At 56.7% G+C, this 19,116-nt stretch carries 12 protein-coding genes; 9 read left to right on the forward strand and 3 right to left on the reverse strand.

From position 1 onward, the window contains the following. Nucleotides 1–110 precede the first annotated feature (110 nt). Nucleotides 111–1,598: an IMP dehydrogenase gene (gene guaB / locus MWN76_RS13390; RefSeq protein ID WP_250461941.1), complete on the forward strand. Its 1,488-nt coding sequence runs from the start codon at nt 111–113 to the stop codon at nt 1,596–1,598. 204 nt (nt 1,599–1,802) lie between these two features. Next, nucleotides 1,803–3,380, forward strand: coding sequence for a glutamine-hydrolyzing GMP synthase (gene guaA, locus MWN76_RS13395; protein WP_250461942.1), 1,578 nt, complete (start codon nt 1,803–1,805; stop codon nt 3,378–3,380). A 143-nt stretch (nt 3,381–3,523) separates the two neighbouring features. Here the strand turns inward: guaA and MWN76_RS13400 are convergent, their stop codons facing one another. The 3 genes from MWN76_RS13400 to MWN76_RS13410 form a co-directional block, all read right to left on the reverse strand. After that, nucleotides 3,524–3,964, reverse strand: a complete 441-nt coding sequence (locus MWN76_RS13400) for a TlpA family protein disulfide reductase (protein WP_250461943.1) — start codon at nt 3,962–3,964, stop codon at nt 3,524–3,526. An 85-nt stretch (nt 3,965–4,049) separates the two neighbouring features. Continuing rightward, the gene (locus MWN76_RS13405; protein ID WP_250461944.1) at nt 4,050–6,149 is read right to left on the reverse strand and encodes a glycoside hydrolase family 36 protein; all 2,100 of its coding nucleotides are present in this window, start codon (nt 6,147–6,149) and stop codon (nt 4,050–4,052) included. Nucleotides 6,150–6,175: 26 nt separating this feature from the next. Beyond that, nucleotides 6,176–7,279 carry an amidohydrolase family protein gene (locus tag MWN76_RS13410; protein WP_250461945.1) on the reverse strand — a complete coding sequence of 368 codons (1,104 nt, stop codon included), beginning with the start codon at nt 7,277–7,279 and terminating at the stop codon, nt 6,176–6,178. A 404-nt stretch (nt 7,280–7,683) separates the two neighbouring features. Between MWN76_RS13410 and MWN76_RS13415 the strand changes: the two genes are divergently transcribed. The 7 genes from MWN76_RS13415 to MWN76_RS13445 all read left to right on the forward strand — a co-directional run bounded on the left by MWN76_RS13415 (nt 7,684) and on the right by MWN76_RS13445 (nt 19,109). Beyond that, nucleotides 7,684–8,940: a D-tagatose-bisphosphate aldolase, class II, non-catalytic subunit gene (locus MWN76_RS13415; protein ID WP_250462047.1), complete on the forward strand. Its 1,257-nt coding sequence runs from the start codon at nt 7,684–7,686 to the stop codon at nt 8,938–8,940. Nucleotides 8,941–8,950: 10 nt separating this feature from the next. Further along, the gene (locus MWN76_RS13420) at nt 8,951–10,150 is read left to right on the forward strand and encodes an SIS domain-containing protein (RefSeq protein ID WP_250461946.1); all 1,200 of its coding nucleotides are present in this window, start codon (nt 8,951–8,953) and stop codon (nt 10,148–10,150) included. Continuing rightward, nucleotides 10,134–11,105 (forward strand): N-acetylglucosamine kinase, encoded by a 972-nt coding sequence (locus MWN76_RS13425; protein ID WP_250461947.1) that lies wholly within the window; start codon nt 10,134–10,136, stop codon nt 11,103–11,105. The genes MWN76_RS13420 and MWN76_RS13425 overlap by 17 nt, the downstream gene beginning before the upstream one ends. Nucleotides 11,106–11,130: 25 nt before the next feature. Next, nucleotides 11,131–12,069: a DMT family transporter gene (locus tag MWN76_RS13430; RefSeq protein ID WP_250461948.1), complete on the forward strand. Its 939-nt coding sequence runs from the start codon at nt 11,131–11,133 to the stop codon at nt 12,067–12,069. Between the two features lie 104 nt (nt 12,070–12,173). Next, nucleotides 12,174–12,953, forward strand: coding sequence for a transcriptional repressor AgaR (agaR, locus tag MWN76_RS13435; RefSeq protein ID WP_284500480.1), 780 nt, complete (start codon nt 12,174–12,176; stop codon nt 12,951–12,953). 506 nt (nt 12,954–13,459) lie between these two features. Continuing rightward, the gene (locus tag MWN76_RS21180) at nt 13,460–15,862 is read left to right on the forward strand and encodes a DUF4832 domain-containing protein (RefSeq protein ID WP_250461950.1); all 2,403 of its coding nucleotides are present in this window, start codon (nt 13,460–13,462) and stop codon (nt 15,860–15,862) included. 388 nt (nt 15,863–16,250) lie between these two features. Then, nucleotides 16,251–19,109 carry a TonB-dependent receptor gene (locus tag MWN76_RS13445; protein WP_250461951.1) on the forward strand — a complete coding sequence of 953 codons (2,859 nt, stop codon included), beginning with the start codon at nt 16,251–16,253 and terminating at the stop codon, nt 19,107–19,109. Nucleotides 19,110–19,116: the final 7 nt, after the last annotated feature.

A 19,116-nucleotide genomic window follows, 5' to 3' on the forward strand; every position in this document is an offset into this window, starting at 1 on the left:
CGAATTGCGAGAAATATGAATTTCCGCTTTCGTCGCGACGGCGATGTGGCTATAATCGCGCCGATACCCAATCCCGCTAATTCTAGGTTTAAGCCGAGGTTTGAGTGTCCATGTCTGAGTCCAGTCTGCGCATCGCGCGCGAAGCCCTCACCTTTGACGACGTCCTGCTTGTGCCCGGTTACTCCGAGGTAACGGCCAAGGATGTGTCCCTGAAAACCAAACTGTCCCGCAATATCACCCTGAATATTCCGCTGGTGTCCGCCGCCATGGATACCGTGACGGAATCGCGCCTGGCGATCGCCCTGGCGCAGGAAGGGGGTATCGGTATCATCCACAAAAGCATGACGATCGAGGACCAGGCGCTGGCAGTGCGCGCGGTCAAGAAGTTCGAGGCCGGCGTGGTCAAGGACCCGATCACCATCGAGTCCAGCGCCACGGTGCGCGAACTGATCGCCCTGACCACCCACCACAACATCTCCGGTGTGCCGGTGATGGAAAAGGGCAACCTGGTGGGCATCGTCACCAGCCGCGACGTGCGCTTCCAGACCGACCTGGATGCCACCGTCGCCAGCATCATGACCCCGGGTGAGCGCCTGGTAACCGTGCAGGAGGGGGCCGCGCCGGACAAGGTGCAGGAACTGCTGCACAAGCACCGCATAGAAAAGGTGCTGGTGGTCAACAACGAGTTCGAACTGCGCGGCCTGATTACCGTCAAGGATTTCAACAAGGCCGAACAGTATCCCAATTCCTGTAAGGACAGCGATGGCCGCCTGCGCGTCGGCGCCTCCGTGGGCACCAGCCCGGATACCGACGACCGCGTCGCCGCGCTGGTGGAAGCCGGCGTGGACGTGCTGGTGGTGGACACCGCCCACGGCCACTCCCGCAACGTGATCGAGCGCGTGCGCCGCATCAAGGACATGCACCCGCAGGTGGATGTGATCGGCGGCAATATCGCCACCGCAGAGGCCGCACAGGCGCTGGCCGAGGCCGGCGCGGATGCAGTCAAGGTCGGCATCGGTCCGGGCTCCATCTGTACCACCCGCATCGTCACCGGTATCGGCGTACCGCAGATCACCGCCATCGCCGAGGTGGCGAAGGCACTGCAGGGCACCGATGTGCCGCTGATCGCCGACGGCGGTATTCGCTTCTCCGGCGATATCTCCAAGGCGATCGTCGCCGGTGCCTATTCCGTCATGATGGGTTCCATGCTGGCCGGTACCGAGGAGGCGCCGGGCGAGGTGGAACTGTTCCAGGGCCGTACCTACAAGTCCTATCGCGGCATGGGCTCCATGGGCGCCATGTCCCGCACCCAGGGCTCCTCCGACCGCTACTTCCAGGACGCCAGCAAGGGCGCCGAGAAGCTGGTGCCGGAGGGGATCGAGGGGCGCGTGCCTTACAAGGGCCCCATCTCCGCCATCGTGCACCAGATGATGGGCGGTCTGCGCTCGGCCATGGGCTATACCGGCAGCCTGGATATGGAAACCATGCGCACCCGGCCGCAGTTTGTCCGCGTGACCTCGGCCGGTATGGGCGAGTCCCACGTGCACGACGTTACCATCACCAAGGAAGCGCCGAACTACCCGATCAACGGGCGCTGATCCGGGAGCGCCGGGCTCCAGCTCGGCAACGGGCCGCAGGCCCGTGTTTTTGAATAGTTGAAAGCGGCCCTTGGCTGCTTGGCCGGGCTGGAGCCCGGCGCTCCCGGTGGCAGTCCGGGCAGTACATGAATTTTTCCAATAACAAGCGGGCCCAGTGGGGTCCGTTTGTGTTTCGGGATTTCCCTTACAGCAACCGAGTAAGCCATGAGCCAAGACATCCACGCCAGCCGTATCCTGATTCTCGACTTCGGTTCCCAGTACACCCAGTTGATCGCGCGCCGTGTGCGTGAGCTGGGGGTTTTCTCCGAGATCCGCGCCTTCGATATGAGCGAGGAGGAGATCCGCGAGTACAACCCGCAGGGCGTCATTCTCGCCGGCGGTCCCGAATCGGTGCCCGAGAAGGGCTCGCCACGCGCACCGGAAGTGGTGTTCGAACTGGGCGTGCCGGTGCTGGGCATCTGCTACGGCATGCAGACCATGGCCCACCAGTTGGGCGGCAAGGTGCAGGGCAGTGACATCCGCGAGTTCGGCTACGCCCGCGTTAAGGTCGAGGGCGATTCCGCCCTGCTGCACGATATCAAGGACCACCTGGACGGCGATGGCAGTGCGCTGCTGGACGTGTGGATGAGCCACGGCGACAAAGTGATCGAAATGCCGGGCGGCTTCGAACTGATGGCCTCCACCGGGTCTTGCCCGATTGCCGGCATGTACTGTGCGGAAAAGAATTTCTACGGGGTGCAGTTCCACCCGGAAGTGACGCACACGCTGCAGGGCATGCGCATCTACGAGCACTTTGTCATGGAGCTGTGCGGCTGCGAAAAACTCTGGACGCCGGCCAACATTATCGAGGACTCGGTTGCCAAGGTTCGCGAGCAGGTGGGTAGCGGCAAGGTATTGCTGGGCCTGTCCGGCGGTGTCGACAGCTCGGTGGTGGCGGCTTTGCTGCACAGGGCTATCGGCGACCAACTGACCTGTGTGTTCGTGGACAACGGCCTGCTGCGCAAAAACGAAGGCGAACAGGTCATGGAGATGTTTGCCGAGAACATGGGCGTCAAGGTGATCCGCTCCAACGCCGAGGACGATTTCCTGTCGCGCCTGGAAGGCGAGGACGACCCGGAGACCAAGCGCAAAATCATCGGCAATACCTTTATCGAGATTTTCGACCGGGAAGCGGCCAAGCTGAAGGACGTCAACTACCTGGCCCAGGGCACCATCTACCCGGACGTGATCGAGTCCGCCGCCGCCAAGACCGGCAAGGCACACGTGATCAAGTCCCATCACAATGTGGGCGGCCTGCCGGAAGACATGAAAATGGAACTGGTGGAACCGCTGCGCGAACTGTTCAAGGACGAGGTGCGCAAAATCGGCCTGGAGCTGGGCCTGCCCTACGACATGGTCTACCGCCACCCCTTCCCGGGGCCGGGCCTGGGCGTACGTATTCTCGGCGAAGTGAAAAAGGAATATGCGGATATCCTGCGCGAGGCGGACGCGATCTTTATCGAGGAACTGCACAAGGCCGACTGGTACCACAAGACCAGCCAGTCCTTCGCCGTATTCCTGCCGGTCAAATCCGTGGGTGTGGTCGGCGACGGCCGCCGCTACGAATACGTGGTGGCCCTGCGCGCAGTGGAAACCATCGACTTCATGACCGCACGCTGGGCGCATCTGCCGTACGAGCTGATCGAAAAGGTCTCCAACCGGATCATCAACGAGATCGAGAATATCTCGCGGGTGGTTTACGATGTTTCCAGCAAGCCGCCGGCGACTATTGAGTGGGAGTGAAAATACGTCTTTCAGGGATGAAGACACTTTTATGGGATTCATCCGAGAGAATCTGCCACATGTGACTGTCAGTCTGTTTGAGTGCCGGATGATATCGAGTATGCACTGTGTGAAATTTGCTGGGGTATCGCGGAATAATAAGGCTATTCTCTGCTTTGATTTTGGTTTTTCGCCAACGCTCGATCGACCACCGCCCTGATAAATGCCTTGTCGGATCGCTTGAACCCGACGTGGACCAGAGTGACCTCGCCAGAGGCCTCCAGCAGAAAGACGGTGGGCAGGCCCACCACCTGAAGGTGATTCATCAGCTGGCCATCCGGGGCGTGGACGACCGGGTAATCCACGGGGTGCCGGCCTAAAAATGCAATGGCGTCTCCCTTGTCGTGATCGACATTGACAGCCACGACTTGAAAGCCCCTGTCCCCAAACTCTTTTTGCAGTGCGTCCAGAAATGGCATGGATATTAGGCAGGGGCGACACCAGGATGCCCAGAAATCAACGTAGACGATTCTTCCCCGGTAGTCGGAAATACTCAGGCTTTTGTTGCCGTCTTGCCCGGTGAGCAGTGGCAGTTCCCAGTCCATGGGGTGAGTAGTCGCGGCTTGGGATGGCCCGCCGAATAGCGGACCACCCAAACCGACGATTACCATAAAGAGTAGTATTTTTGCCCTAGTCAACAGGAATGGCCTCGATCAGCAGGTGCTTGTTGAAATCCACCTTCAATGTGGCGGTTGGCCCCGCTACTGTGCCGAGGGGACGATCGTTTTCGTAATCCACGACCCGGTATTGGCCCGCTGCCAGCCCCCTCAACTCCACCGAACCTTCCCAACCGTCGGCATAGAAGGCGTAGTACATCTTTCCATCCTTTGAAACGGCATGGGTCTCGGGCTTGTCAAAGCCGATATCGTACAGCTCGCCCATATAGACGCCTTTGGGCAGCATTTTTTCATTGTAGATATCGATCCAATGTCGGAAGGAACGCTCCTTTTCCGGTGTCAGCTGGAAGCCCTTTTCGGGATGGCTATCCGAGGGCCAGGTGAACTTGGTACCGACTACCGCACCGATTCCGACGGAGGAGGCAAAATCACTGGCGTCATCACTCAGTTCCACATGATCGCCATAGTAGGGAGAGGACTCACCCATCAACGCCTTGAGAGTTTTCCCCTTGTGGCGAATCTGCCAGGAACTCAAGGGGTCGGAACTGACGGACTGGTTCATATAGGGCATGTTGTGAAAAGCATAGGAGGTGCCGCAGGGACAGATTTCCACGATGGATTCCCGGTCGATCTCCCGGGCTGTCTCATAAATGCGCTTCCAGAATTCCTGAAGCTGTTCCACCGATTCTTCCGGATGTTTGTGATTGTGTTTCGGGTTGTAGCAGGGGGGCACACCATTCAGGTGTTGTCCGTCGATTTTAAGGCCCGCGTAGCCCCATTGCCCCATCATTTTCCGGACCAGCTCCTCACTGTACTCCTGTGTCTTCGCATACGCCGGGCACAGGTAGTAGCTGTCCCACCAGGTAATATCCACCGGGTTTCCATCCTTGTCCAGGAGCAACATATCCTCGTGATCCCTGATCAGGTCGGTGCCCGGATCAACCGCGAGCGGAGCCCACCAGAGCTTGGCTTTCAGTCCCGCTTCCTCTATTTTGTCAACGAGCTGCCGCATGCTCTCGTCGCCGTGGGGAAACTTGTCCCTGTCCAGGTACCAATCGCCTTCGGATGTCTGCCAGCCATCGTCCAGCACCGCCCACTTCAGCCCCATTTCCTTCGCTTTCGGCAGCGTCTGCAGTACCTCTTCCACGGTGAAATCCCGTTCATAGCCCCAGGCGCACCATATCGGTTCATAGCTGTTGTCCGGATATTCGGGAGCCTCCAGGCCTTTAGCGGACATGATATGGCGATAGTTGGCCAGGGTTGCGAAATAATCACCCTGGTGAAGGTTCAGGAAGGTTTCAAAGGTGGTCAGGGTTTCCCCCGGGTTGAGTGTCTCGGGTCGGTCGTACTCGATGCCGATAGTGACTCCCGAATCTCCCCGCGCATAGCTCACCGGTAGTGAAACAAGCTTGGGTGTCAGCTCGACGTGACCGACACCGATGCCGATATCCCGGGTCCAGACGTCCGAAACAGGCGTGCCGCTGCCGTAGTCGGAGGAGTTCATGCCCATATAGTTTTTCTGCTCGAAACCGGGAGTGACCGGTTGAACCCAGTCCCGGCGGTCGGCGTAGGAGGCGCCCTGAAAGGACCAGAAGTCCGGTGATGAGGGCGATGTGGAAGCGATTTGGTAATTGTGGTTGACCCACTTCAGTATCCGGACCGGGTTACCTGTATCGTTGCGGTAGCTAACCGACAGGAAAGCGCTGGAAGGATAGCTGTCATACACCCGGACATCGACCTGTTTCACCATGCCTTCCGCAGATCTGCCGGTAATGATGTATTGAAGCCCTTTCCCAAGGTCGTCATTGATAGTCTGCGTTCGATAGCTTTCGGCCTGAAAATCGCCGACGGGCCCGTTTTCGAGCACGATGTATTCGCTCTTCCGGTGCTCCTCCTGCAACGGAATTGTCCGGCCGGAATAACTGGCGATTACCTGGCTGTGCAACTTCGTATCAAAGCTGAGTACCAGGTGGTCGTTCCCGACTTTCAATTCATCGGTAAATGAATGGACCCCGCTCTCTGGCAGCGCCTGACATCCCGGGAGTACCGAAAACAATAGAATTGCGGTAAGCCGGGAAAAGAAAGATGGTTTTGGAACTTCGATCACCTTCATGTTCCTCATACTATTTATTGGATGTGTTACTTTTTATAAAGAACCTTGCCAAAGATCCGTTCGGAGTTGACCTTGTAGATTTTGTCAATAACGGCTTTCGGCAGTTTCAACCCCTTGAAGCTGCCTTCTACGAAGCCGGAAGTCATTGGCTGGTCCGTTGCCAGGTATCTCCAGTCCGACTGCCATACTTCAAGCGCTTGCTGAAAAAACTCCCCGACGGATTGTCCGTCGCTGTAGGTCAGGTCGGTAGCGTAGAGAATCCGGTTCTGATACTTGATAAAAAAGTCCCTGACCCGGGCATAGTCATGCATGGACTGATACTGAATCTGTCCTATGCGGGCCGCCATATCCACAACCGCCTTGGGGTTGTCATCCAGGAACCTGGCCAGTTCGTCGACGCTCCACTCCAGGCTGGCCATGTGGGCCCCGACAAATGTCAGCTCGGGGTGCCTGTCCAGCATGCGATCCCGGCTTTCCATCTGATCTTCGTAGCTGGGAAGCTCGGGGTGGAGATACATGTGGTATTGCGGGTGCTCCTTAAAGTACTGCTTGTCATTCAAAACGGTCATTTCACTGATTGGGAGCCAGCAGTTCCTGGGTTCTCCCTGGTGCCCGATCAGGGGCAGCCCACGCTCGTTCAGGTGGTTGAATATCGGTGTGAATGCCCCGTCGTCCACCATCACCAGCTCACCTGACTGGTCCCTGAAGTCCATCCCGATATTTTTCCAGACCTTGATTGCGATGGCGCCTTCATCCACAGCATGTTCGATTTCGGCGATCTTTTTCTCCGCCCACTGTTGGTCTCCCCAGCCCTCCATGGTGAAAGTTCCGGCAAAGGCAAAATCCCGGGGGTGCCGCTGGTACAGCCGCGCGGCTATTTCCAGTTGCCGCTCCACCGGTGGGAAGTCAGGGTAATCCACGTTGATGCTGATGAGTTTGAAGTTGGCTTTCCGGGCCATATCCACCAAATCGGCGGACAGGGAGTTGGCGTGAACATGACTGTCGATTTTCTGGACCCGGTCAAAATCACCGGCAGTGTAAAAACGCTCCTCTGCCAGGCCTGTACCGGCCCAGGCGATACCGGAGAGGAGCAGGCCCTGCAGGCATCGGATTATCAGTTGTTGCAGCACGGCGGCTCCTTTTATTTTGTCGATCAACGGCGTAAACCGAAATTTGAGTTGAAAGGAAATATAATGAAACTACAATTTCGTCTTTAAATCAAACTTTCTGATACAAAGTTTACCTGAAACTGAAACTTCTTGATGCATTCGTATTTCACTGGAGCGTAGAGCTCGCCTAACTTACTGATATAAAAGATATTATAGCCTCTCTCGATACTGGCTGGATCCAGCTGAACAAGTATTTTGACGCATTAATGATCACCATGAGTTCAGTTCGAAACTAAATGAAATATTAAATGTTTACACTTTCTGCGTGCTGATGCATAATTTCGCCACTCAACTGAAGGCCATCACGTTGTGATTTTTTACCGAAACTTAATGAAATAGAGGTGTTCATGAGAGCGCTTGCGGAGATGTTGAGTGAGCACAAAAAGGGTCGCGCTGTCGGAATCTGCTCTGTCTGTTCGGCTCATCCATTGGCCATAAAGGCGACTTTATTGCATGCGCGGCAGACCGGGGGCCATGCATTGATCGAGGCGACCTCCAACCAGGTGAATCAGGATGGAGGCTACACCGGATTGCGGCCCTCCGATTTTTGCCTATTGGTTCATGAATTGGCCGGGCAGGTGGGCCTTCCGGAGGGCAGAGTGCTGCTGGGGGGCGACCACCTGGGGCCGAATTGCTGGCAGGATCTCTCACCGGAAGAGGCGATGGATAAGTCGGAGGTCCTGATCCGCCAGTATGTCGAAGCGGGTTTCCGCAAAATTCATCTCGACTGTTCCATGTCTTGTGCCGGCGACCCTGTGCCCCTTCCTGATGAAATAGTCGCCGCCAGGGCTGCTCGCTTGTGCGAGGTGGCCGAAAATGCCTGGCAATCGTCGGGAGGAGAGGCCCCGGTTTATATCGTGGGTACGGAAGTGCCGGTTCCCGGCGGGGCCACCGGGGACCTCGCCGAGCTGGAGGTAACCTCTCCCGAAGCGGCTACTGCCACTATCGAGGCTCATTACCAGTCATTTCTGGCCCGGGGACTGGAGCGGGCCTGGCCGAGGGTGATCGGCCTGGTTGTGCAGCCGGGAGTGGAATTCGATCACCACAAGGTGGTTGACTATCTTCCGGGCAAGGCGGCTGCGCTCAGCCGGGCCATTGAAAATTATCCTCATATGTTATTTGAGGCACACTCCACGGATTACCAGACGGAACAGAACCTGAAACAATTGGTTCGGGATCACTTTGCCATCCTCAAGGTGGGACCCGGCGTCACCTTTGCCATGCGTGAAGCCGTTTGGGCGCTGGACAGGGTAGAGCGGGAGTATTTCCCCGAAGGGCAGGTTTCCGACGTGAAGCGAGTGATCCTGGAGCAGATGCAGCGGGATCCAAAATACTGGAAAAGCTACTATACCGGTGAGGGCGGCAGCCTGATTCGGGATAAACAGTACAGCCTGAGCGACAGGATTCGTTATTACTGGTCCCTCCGTCCGGTGACGGAAGCGATGGATAAAATGCGAAAAAACTTTGACAAGGAAAAGCCCCCGCTGACATTAATCAGCCAATATCTGCCGGACCAGTACAGGGCGATACGAAGCGGCGAAATCATGTTTGATGTGGATTCAATCATTATTCACAAAATACAGGAAGTTCTGTGTCAATACTCTGGCGCTTGTTCTCAGTAAGGAATTATCAATGAAACATCTCGGGTTTACCGAATCCAGTCTCGAAGCCCTGTCCGCCACCTGGACGGCCAGGGAAATCTGCCAGCAGCCCCAAGCCTGGCTGCGTACATTTGACGCGTACCGGGAATCCAAAAACAGGGCCAGGGATTTTTTGGAAAATGTACTTGAAAAACGCAACCTCCGAATTATCTTGACCGGGGCGGGTACCTCGGCGTTTATCGGAGGCTGTATGGCTCCATTTCTTACCGAATCGCTGCAGCGAAGGGTGGAATCGATTCCCACCACGGACATCGTTTCAAATCCGCGGGGCTATCTTGAACCCGGGACTCCAACCCTGATGGTGTCCTTTGCCCGATCGGGGAACAGCCCGGAGAGCATGGCCGCTGTGAGCGTGGCGGACCAGATCCTGGAAAATTGTTATCATCTGGTCATAACCTGCAACCGGGAGGGGGGCTTGTTCAGGTACTGTGGCTCGAGCCCTAGGGCTTTGGCGCTCCTGACCCCGGAGGAAACGAACGATAGAAGCTTTGCCATGACCTCAAGCTTCACCTCGATGTTGCTGCTTACCGGCCTGGTATTCTGCCCTGACCATTTTGAGCGAAATGGTCTGGATAACATGGGTCGCATCGCCGCCGATTTTATCCTGACGCAACAGGCTCCGCTGCAGACCCTGTCCCAACAGGGCTATGACCGGGTGGTTTTTCTGGGGAGCGGCGGCCTTGGCGCCCTTGCCCGGGAATCGGCATTAAAGCTGCTTGAGCTTACAGACGGAGAGGTGGTTGCCCTGCACGACTCGCCACTGGGATTCCGTCATGGACCAAAAACCGTTATCAATGACAAAACACTGGTTTTTGTTTTCATCTCCAATGACCCCTACACAAGAAAGTATGATATGGATCTTCTGTCTGAACTGCGCAGGGATGGGGAGGCGGGAAAAGTGATTGCGTTGTCGGCAGAAGACAAGCGATTGACCGCCGATGATATTGCCGTGGAAGGCGCCTCGGGGTTGCCGGATTTCATGCTCTATTTTCCCTATATCATTTGCGCGCAGATATACGCCTTTTACCGGGCCCTGGTGTTGAAGAAGAAACCGGATAACCCGTCGGCAACAGGCACGGTCAACCGGGTGGTTCAGGGCGTGACAATTTATCCTGTTTCTTTGAATGAGACTGCGACCGAAGAGAGCCTGGCCGATGTATTTGGGCGTTGATGGCGGTGGGACCAAAACCGCCTTTGTTCTTCTGGATCGCGAGGGGAAAATAGTCGCGCGCCATCTGGAGCCAACCTCCTACTACTTTGAGATCGGCCTGGATGGCTTGAGGGAGGTCCTTCAACGTGGCGTGGAGGAAGTGCTCACCAAGGGAGAGGTCGCCGCCGGGGCCTTGTCATTCGCCTTTTTCGGAATTCCGGGATATGGAGAGGACAGCGCTTTGGTGGCGGAGATTGATGCCGTCCCCCGGAGTATCCTGGGCACTCGAAACTACCGCTGTGGCAATGACATGATCTGTGGCTGGGCATCCGGTTCCGGGGGTGGCGACGGTATTCATATTGTTGCCGGTACCGGTTCTATCGGATACGGGGAGAGGGGAGAAAGCAGCGGCAGGGTGGGCGGCTGGAGTGAGCTTTTTGGGGACGAAGGTTCGGCTTACTGGATTTCCCGGCTCGCACTGGAAGCCTTCACCAGGATGTCCGATGGCCGCTGCGCCAAAACGCTTCTCCACGGAATGCTTGCGGAGAGGTTGGATCTGGACTGTGACCTGGATATCTGTTCCCTGATCGTGAACAAATGGCAGGGGTCGAGGGGAAAAATTGCCAGCCTGTCATCGGTGGTAGCGGCTGCGGCGGAGGAGGCTGATCCGGTTGCCGTGCACATATTTGAAAGCGCTGCCCGGGAACTGGCGCTTATGGTGAAAGTCTTGAAGGACAGGCTCGGGTTTGAGAAAAACGAGCCCGTTGTCACAACCTATTCAGGGGGCGTCTTCAAGTCGGGAAAAATCATTCTCTCCCCCCTCGGCAAAGCGCTCGAGGAAATATCCCCTGACAGTGTGCTCAAAGAGCCGGACTACTCTCCGGATGTGGGAGCCGCACTATATGCGGCCAAGCTGGACCATCATCGGTTTCCGGGCGGGAGTCTGGAGAAGTTGAAAGTAGCCCGGCGGCAATAGCGAATATAAGAACGAGGGTTGATACATGTCTGAGGCAAAGTTGCATGAGTATGTCGGTGTAGAAACGGGAAGATTCCGATCCTGGCTGTTTTATTCTCTGTTGACGATTGTGCTCTGGGGGATTTGGGGAGCCACCATTTCGGTTCCCGAAGGCAATGGATTTCCGGCGGAGCTGGGGTTCATCATGTGGTCCATTTCGATGCTGGTTCCCTCGCTTCTGTCCCTGAGGAGGGCCGGCTGGAAGCTCGATATCAGCCCCGGGGCAATACTTTATGGCGCCATTATCGGTTTCTCCGGCGGGGTCGGGCAGCTCATCCTGTATTCCGGTGCGATTGCAAACGGCCCCGCCTACCTGATTTTCCCCATTATCGCCTTGTCGCCGGTGATTACCATACTGCTGTCGTTGTTCTTCCTCGGGGAGCGTGTCGGGAAAATGGGAGGGGCGGGTATCCTGCTTGCAATGATAGCCATTCCCTTTCTGAATTCTTCGGAAAATACCGGTGTCAGTGACGGATCCATATGGCTTCTGTACGCCATCCTGGTATTCCTGGCCTGGGGTGTCCAGGGGTACTACCTGAAGCTTGCCAATACCCGGGTGAGTGCCGAAACCATTTTCTTCTATATGGCGATTACCAGTATTTTCCTGTCACCCGTCGCCTGGCTGATGGCGGAGGAGCCGTTGCAGGCCAACTGGGGAGCCGATGGGGCGCTCCTGGCGTTTGGCATTGGCCTGCTCAATGCATTCGGGGCCCTGTTTCTGGTCTACGCGTTCAGGTATGGGAAAGCCATATTGGTCAGCCCCATGGTGAACTGCCTCCCCCCCATTGTGACCAGCCTTCTATCGCTGATGATTCTACAGGTGGTACCGTCCACCCCGGTGGCGCTGGGCATGGTACTCGCCATTGTTTCCGCCCTCCTGCTGGCGCTCAGCGAGGAATCCGAGTCGTCAATGGAGCAGGCGTGAACGGAATACTTGCTGTTTCACTTTCCCTTCGCTCTTGTTGTTTTGTTTCACTTTATGGGTCTCGGTGATACAATCCCTGTTTGCTCGAGCTGAAGAGACCAATAATGAGAGATACAAGTTCCAGGAGAGAAAAGATTGTCAGTATGCTGCGAAGTAATGGCAGCGTGCAGGTGTATCCGCTGGCCGATATGTTTGGTGTGTCGGCGGTAACCATCCGCAAGGATCTTAAGTTTCTGGAACAGCGCGGTGTGGCATCGCGGGCCTATGGCGGTGCCATACTGAATGAACTGGTGCCCACCACCGAAAACGCGGTTGGTCTCAAACAGCAATTGAATCCCACCAAGAAGGATTCAATTGCGAAAGCGGCTGCGGCTTTCGTCAGCTCCGGGGAGTCCCTGATTCTGGATTCCGGCACCACGACCAATTTGATAGTCCCCTACCTGTGTGATTTTGATGAGTTGACGGTTGTGACAAACGATTTGCTGGCCGTGAACCAGTTGGCGGATTGTGCCTCCATTGAACTTATCGTGCTCGGGGGGACTCTGCGAAGGAAAAGCATGTTCTTCCACGGTCAGCAGGCGGAAAAGGCGTTGAAAGACCTGCATGTGGACAAACTGTTCCTCGGGGTCGATGGTTTCCATATGCAGAAAGGCGTGACCACGCATTTCGAACCGGAGGCGACCCTGAACCGTATGATGTGCAAGGCATCCACCGAAGTCATCGTCGTTACGGATTCAACAAAGTTCGGCAAGATCTGTCTGTATAAAATTCTCGAACCCCTTGAAATATCAAAGCTGATTACAGACGATGGCATCCCCGACGAATATCGGGAAGGACTGATGGAAATGGGGATTGATGTTATTGTCGTCGGTTCTGATTCCTGATATCACAGCCGTGTAAAAGCAGCTCGGCCCGAGTTGCCCCGGGTGGGGATATCCATCCCCGAACTCCCCTTTCCTCCAATGATCGCGCTTCGATAATCGAGCGAGCAGGAAGAAGCCTGCGCTATGGGTTATCGCTTTTTCACCCCCCTTCCTGGCTGTAAATCAAAACATTCCATCTCCAGAAGTTTCACTTTGCGTCTAAAAAGTTTCTTTTAGGCGCGTATTTCCATACCACTCTGTTGACAAAGTAATTTTTCAGTTTAATCATATTAATAATATTAAAACTGTTGAGCTGATAACCGGAAGTGTTTGCGGACGGACCGGGTTACCCCACAAGGAAGCGCAAAAAAATAATCCAGAACAGGGAGTGAAACGTGATGAGTGGGGCCAGACATTCAGCGCGTTGCGTTAGCAGGAGTCGGGCCCCGCTGCGAGCGCGGCGTGCACGCCAGTTCCTGACGCGATTATCGGGCGCGTCTTATTATCGAGACAACTCTGGAGGAATCGTGAAACTCAATCGAATACTGTCGCAGGTCACTGCCATTACCTCAATCGCTGTGTTCCTCGTCGCGAGCGCGGTGGCGCCGCGGGCTGCGGCCGACCCGCAGGGACCGCCGCCCCGGCCCCCCGTCGGCCAGGGACCCGACACCAGTTTGACGGCGCACACATACAGCTACGCCGACACACCTGTCGGTCAACCGCTCAAAGGCTTTGCCCCCTATCTGTTCCCGGGGAGCAACTATAACGAGAAATATCCCGGCGGGCTGATGTGGAGCTATTTCGCTCTCAGCGAGGTCATGAGTGATCCGTCCAGTTGTAACGTCTTCGACTGGAGTGCCTTCGACAAGGCGCTGGATGAAGCCGCTGTATGGGGGCGCCAGCTCGTGTTCCGCTTCTACGTCGAGTACCCCGACGGCGGTACCGGCAGTCACCCGGGCAGCGGCACCCCGCCGTGTCTGGACGGCGAGGTGGAGATGCGGACCAACGGATACTGGGGAACTGTCAGCCCGGATTACGACGACCCGGACACTATCGATGCATTTACCAACTTCATTAACGCTTTTGCGGCCCGCTACGATACCGCCGGGCCGGGTGCTACCGCGGATCCGCCCATCGGCTTTATGTCGCTGGGGCTGGTCGGGCTCTGGGGCGAGTGGCACACCTGGCCCTACGACCGTGATCCCGGTGACGGCTACCCGGACCTGATGCCGAGCGACGCCACGATTCGTACCCTGATCGAGGCCTATGACCAGGCGTTCGACAATATCCAGCTCGAGGTGCGCTACCCGTATCTTGCCGGTGCAGACACTGCCGGTATCGGTTTTCACGACGACTCCTGGCCGTACAGGGAGTGGCGAAACGGCGAACTCAAAAGCCTGACGCTGCCGGTTTCCATGAGCGGTTGGGCCGACGCATTCACGCAGCTGTTGCTGGATGCCGGTATCGAAAACCGCTGGACATCCCAGTCGATTGGCGGTGAGGCGCGCCCGGAGATCCAGGGAAGTCTGTATGCCGCCTGGCCCGCTGGTTCCGGCCAGGTCGATGACGTACTGGCCGCGACGGAGCTTACCCATATCAGCTGGATGATCAACGAGACAGGCGCGGGCAGCTACAGTGTGAGCGACCCAAACGTGGCCGCCGGTGTGCGCAGAATGGGGTACACACTGCATATCCCACAGGCCAACTTCGATGCCACCGTGTCCGGCAACTTCCGTGTGGGTGTCACCATCGAGAATCGCGGCGTGGCGCCTTTCTACTATCCGTGGACCGTGCAACTCGGTCTGCGGGACAGTGCCGGCGTCATGGTGCAAAGCTGGGACACCAACTGGGATATCCGGCAGGTGCAACCACTGCAGATTCGCGCCTTTCCGGACTGGAATGTCGGTGCCGATCCCTCGTATGTGGAGTTCGGCCGGCCGATCAATTTCTCCGTCGACCTGAATGCCGCGGGCCTTCCCGAGGGCGATTACGAACTTGTCCTACGCGTGCGAAACCCGCTCGAGGCGGTCACTCCCGGAGTACTCCGCTCCCGGCCGGCCGCGTCACGCCTTGCCGATTCGGTTATCGACCAGTGGCGCCCGCCGTATCCACTGTCGTTCGCCAACGCCAACCAGGGTGCGGACGGCTGGGTGAATCTCGGTGACCTCGCTTTGGGCGGATGTGCGGGAGATTGTGTTGCGCCGACCGCGCCGGTCGTGGTGTTGAGCGATGTGACGGATACGACGGCGTCCCTGTCGTGGAGCGGGGCGGCCGACAATATGGCGGTGACCGGGTATGAAGTGTTCCGGGATGGCACGCTGATCGAATCGCTGGCGGGCGCGGCCTATACCGACTCGGGGCTGGCTCCGTCGACGGACTATGAGTATGCGGTCAAGGCCGTGGACGCGGCGGGTAACCGTTCGCCGGTGAGCAATACGGTGGCGGTGACCACCGACGATCCGCCACCGGTAGCCGGTCTGGTGCTGGACGATTACGACGGTGATCCGCCGTGGCCGTCGAGTGCCCGGAACGACCTTGGCAAGTGGACTGGCGGGAACTGTTTTCTCAACGGCGATGGTGCCGCCGAGGTGTCTGGCGGTGGGCTGGTCCTCAGCTACGACAACTGTGGTTGGTTTGGCTCCGATGTGGCCGAGGATCTCACCGGGTACACCTATCTCGTGGTGCGAATCAGGGGCGCCGCCGGTGGCGAGCAGGATCACTTCAACCTGTCGCTGGGCGGAGCATCGAAGCTGTTTTCTGGATTTGTTCTCGACGGTGGCAATCATCCGGTGATCACTACGTCTTACCGGGATATCAGGATTCCCATGGCCGACAACGGCATCAATCGCAATGTGCCTCCACAACTGATCATGAGTTTCTGGCATGGCGGGGTGGGCACCGTCATCATCGACAGCATCCATTTCGAATAACCAACGCGCAGTCTCCGATTTGGCGGCTGCGTCAGGCCGGGGGTGCTGCTCGCCGCCCGCGAATGCCCATTATTGGTGGACGCCTGAATCCACAGTAATCTATTGGCGCACTTTTTGATTGATAAAAAGAAACATCTCATTCCTTTAAGTTTCACTATGCTCGTGTAAGTTACTTTTTGATGTTTTTATTATGAGGTTCCATTGACAATATAATTTTATGGTTTCATTATATTTTTTATTGTCAAGATGGTTCTCCGTGGCAAATAGCCTGAAAGCATCGAGCAAGATGGAGTGGAATTAACAATCCGGCAGCGGAGAGGTGGTCGCCGGTTGAGTGGTTCGCTCTAAATATCAGGTACAAAATATAACCAATAATAAGGAGTGAAACATGCAAAGTGAAACCAAAGGGTTCAGTTTGACCGCGCTGACGGTTGCCCTGTTGGCTGCCCAACAGAGTCTGGCGGCGACGGAACAGGAAGAGCAAGAGCAGGCGATGGAGGTCGTGGTCGTCACTGCGGAGCAACAAAGCCTGATCAATTCCCTGGATGGCAAGCGCATGGCGGATTCCGTCAGGGACGGAATTTCGGCAGAGGAGTTGGGGCTCTTCCCGGACGACAACGTGGCCGACTCCCTGGCACATATCACAGGCGTAACCATCGATCGCACCCGCGGGGGGGAGGGGTCCGGTGTCAGCATCCGCGGCCTGGGTCCGCAGTTCAGCATCGTCACCATGAATAACCGCCTGATGGCCACGGATGCGGAAGGGCGGGAGTTCGCTTTCGATGTGTTGCCATCGGAAGTGATTTCCGAAGCCTGGGTGCACAAATCCGTTACCGCTGCAACGCTGGAAGGCAGCATAGGGGGAGCCATCAACCTGGTGACCGCGAGACCGTTTGATTACCAGGAACCACAGAGTTCGATCAGCGTGGAGGGCAATTACAGCGACAAGGCGGACGACAGTGGTTACAAGCTGACGGCCGTCAGCAGCAACACTTTCGCCGACGACACAATGGGTATCCTGGTATCCGCCCTGTATAGTGACACCACCATGAGAACCGATGAGATGACGGATCTCAATTATGGTGAAAACTGGGACTGGGACCACGATGGCGACAAGGGCTATGTGGACTGGATGGATTCCTCCTACATGCTCAAGATCCCGAGTACCTTCGCCACCACCGCCCACCAGGAAGAGCGCAAGCGCACCGCCCTGTCGGGTGTTTTCCAATATCAGCCGAATGACAGGGTGGACATCGCGGTCGACGGCCTGTTCACCCGGCTGGATTCCCCTTCCTATGGTTATACCCAGTCCTATTACATGATCGGGCGCTCCGCGACCTGGAGGGATGCCACTTTTGAGGGCGCGCCGACTGAACTGAATCCGGAAGGCACCATTGTGACCGGTTTCACCATGGACAACCTGATTCCGGAACTGGTAACCATTACGGATCACCGGGTTGTTGATACCTACCAGTTGGGCCTGAACGGAAGCTTTGCCGTCAATGACAACCTGGAGCTGGTGGGAGACATCTATTTGTCCAAGGCCACCCGAGATGCCGGCGGCAAGGACAAGTTCGTGGTGGCCCACGGTGTGGGAGGTGTGCCCAATACTGCCACCTTTAGTCTGACCCCGGGTGGTCTTCCCAACCTGGAATTCGATTTTGATGAAAGCACGGGTATTGATTCGGTCGGGGATCTGGTCAATGACAGCCAGTTCGGACCTCACTACTCGCAATCCAATGGTGTGAATATCGATGATGAAGTAAACGGTGCTTCACTGGTCGGCAACTGGGCCCCCGACGCCGGCCAGCTGTCAATTCCCGTCCTGGATATCGAGTTGGCGTCGTTGGACTTCGGGCTGGTCTACAACGAGCGGACCAAACAGCGCACCAAGTTTGATAACCAGCATGCCCGGGAACTCTACAGCTCGGCCCCTTTCACCTTTGGGGAAACCGGCGTCAACGTGGTGCGGCCCTTCCCGGTGGAGGATTTCCTGTCGGATATTGGTGGTAACTTTCCCCGCCAGTTCATCGGCTTTGACCTGGATGCCTACCAGGAGGCGCTGCATGCCGCGGACGACAACCCGGATATCATCAACCCCAATACCGGCGAGCTCTACCCGGAGGGATACTCCTACCAGGATGCGCCCGTCTTCAACGCCAATGAGTCTTTTGCCGTGACCGAGGAAACCCTGTCTGCCTACATGCAGGCCAACCTGATCAGTGACAACTGGCGGGCCAACCTGGGGTTGCGGCATGTGACAACCGATACCACTTCAGACGGCTGGCTGTGGGAGATCGAGCGCATAGATGCGCTGTCGGAGTGGAATTATGTCGTTGTCCACAAGGACCCTGTCGCCATATCCGAAAACAACTCCTATTCCAAGCTGCTGCCTTCAGCGAATTTCACCTATGAGTTTACCGACGACCTGCAACTGCGGCTTTCCTATGCCAAGGTGATGGCCAGGGCGTCCCTGAACCAGCTCTCCACCCAGGTGGACGATGTGGCCGCGAGTTGGGGGGAGTGGACGATAAACCATGTGGGCAACCCGAAATTGTCACCAGTGGAAGCCGAGCAGGCGGATATTTCCCTGGAATGGTACTTTCGGGAAGGGTCGGCACTGACGGGCGCCGTTTTCAAGAAGAACATATCGGGTTTTATTCAGGACTGGCGGGAGAGATATCCCGACAACCCGGAAGCCCGGCCGGTATTCCCGCGCGAAGACTTTGCGACGGGCGAATACATCCAGCAGCCCTTCAATGTATTTGAGCCACAAAACCTGGATAGAGCCAAGGTACTTGGTTACGAACTCGGGTTGCAGCATTTCTTTGACAACGGCTTCGGTGTTACTGCCAACTATACCTATATCGATACCGAATCCTATATCAGCGGTGTGAAGGAGGGCGTGCTAGCGGGTGTGCCGGATACTTCCTATTCCCTGACCCTGCTGTATGGAACCGAGAACCTCAGCCTGCAACTGTCGGCGGATCATACCGAAAACTATATCAGCAGCCATTGGAGCCCGTTGAACGCGGAGGGTGAAACCACCTATAAATCCACAACCGATGCAATGACTTGGGCGTCTGCCTCCGCAAGCTATGCCTTTGGCGAGAACACGGTAGTATTCCTGGAGATTAATAACCTGTTGAATGACAACTGGCACAGTTATCAGGGCCGCAATGACATTCCCGGCTCCTATGCCGAGTGGGGGCGCAAGGCCAACCTGGGTTTGAGGTACAAATTCTAGTGGGACC

This window comes from Microbulbifer litoralis (genome assembly GCF_023634065.1).
GTDB classification, from domain to species: domain Bacteria; phylum Pseudomonadota; class Gammaproteobacteria; order Pseudomonadales; family Cellvibrionaceae; genus Microbulbifer; species Microbulbifer litoralis.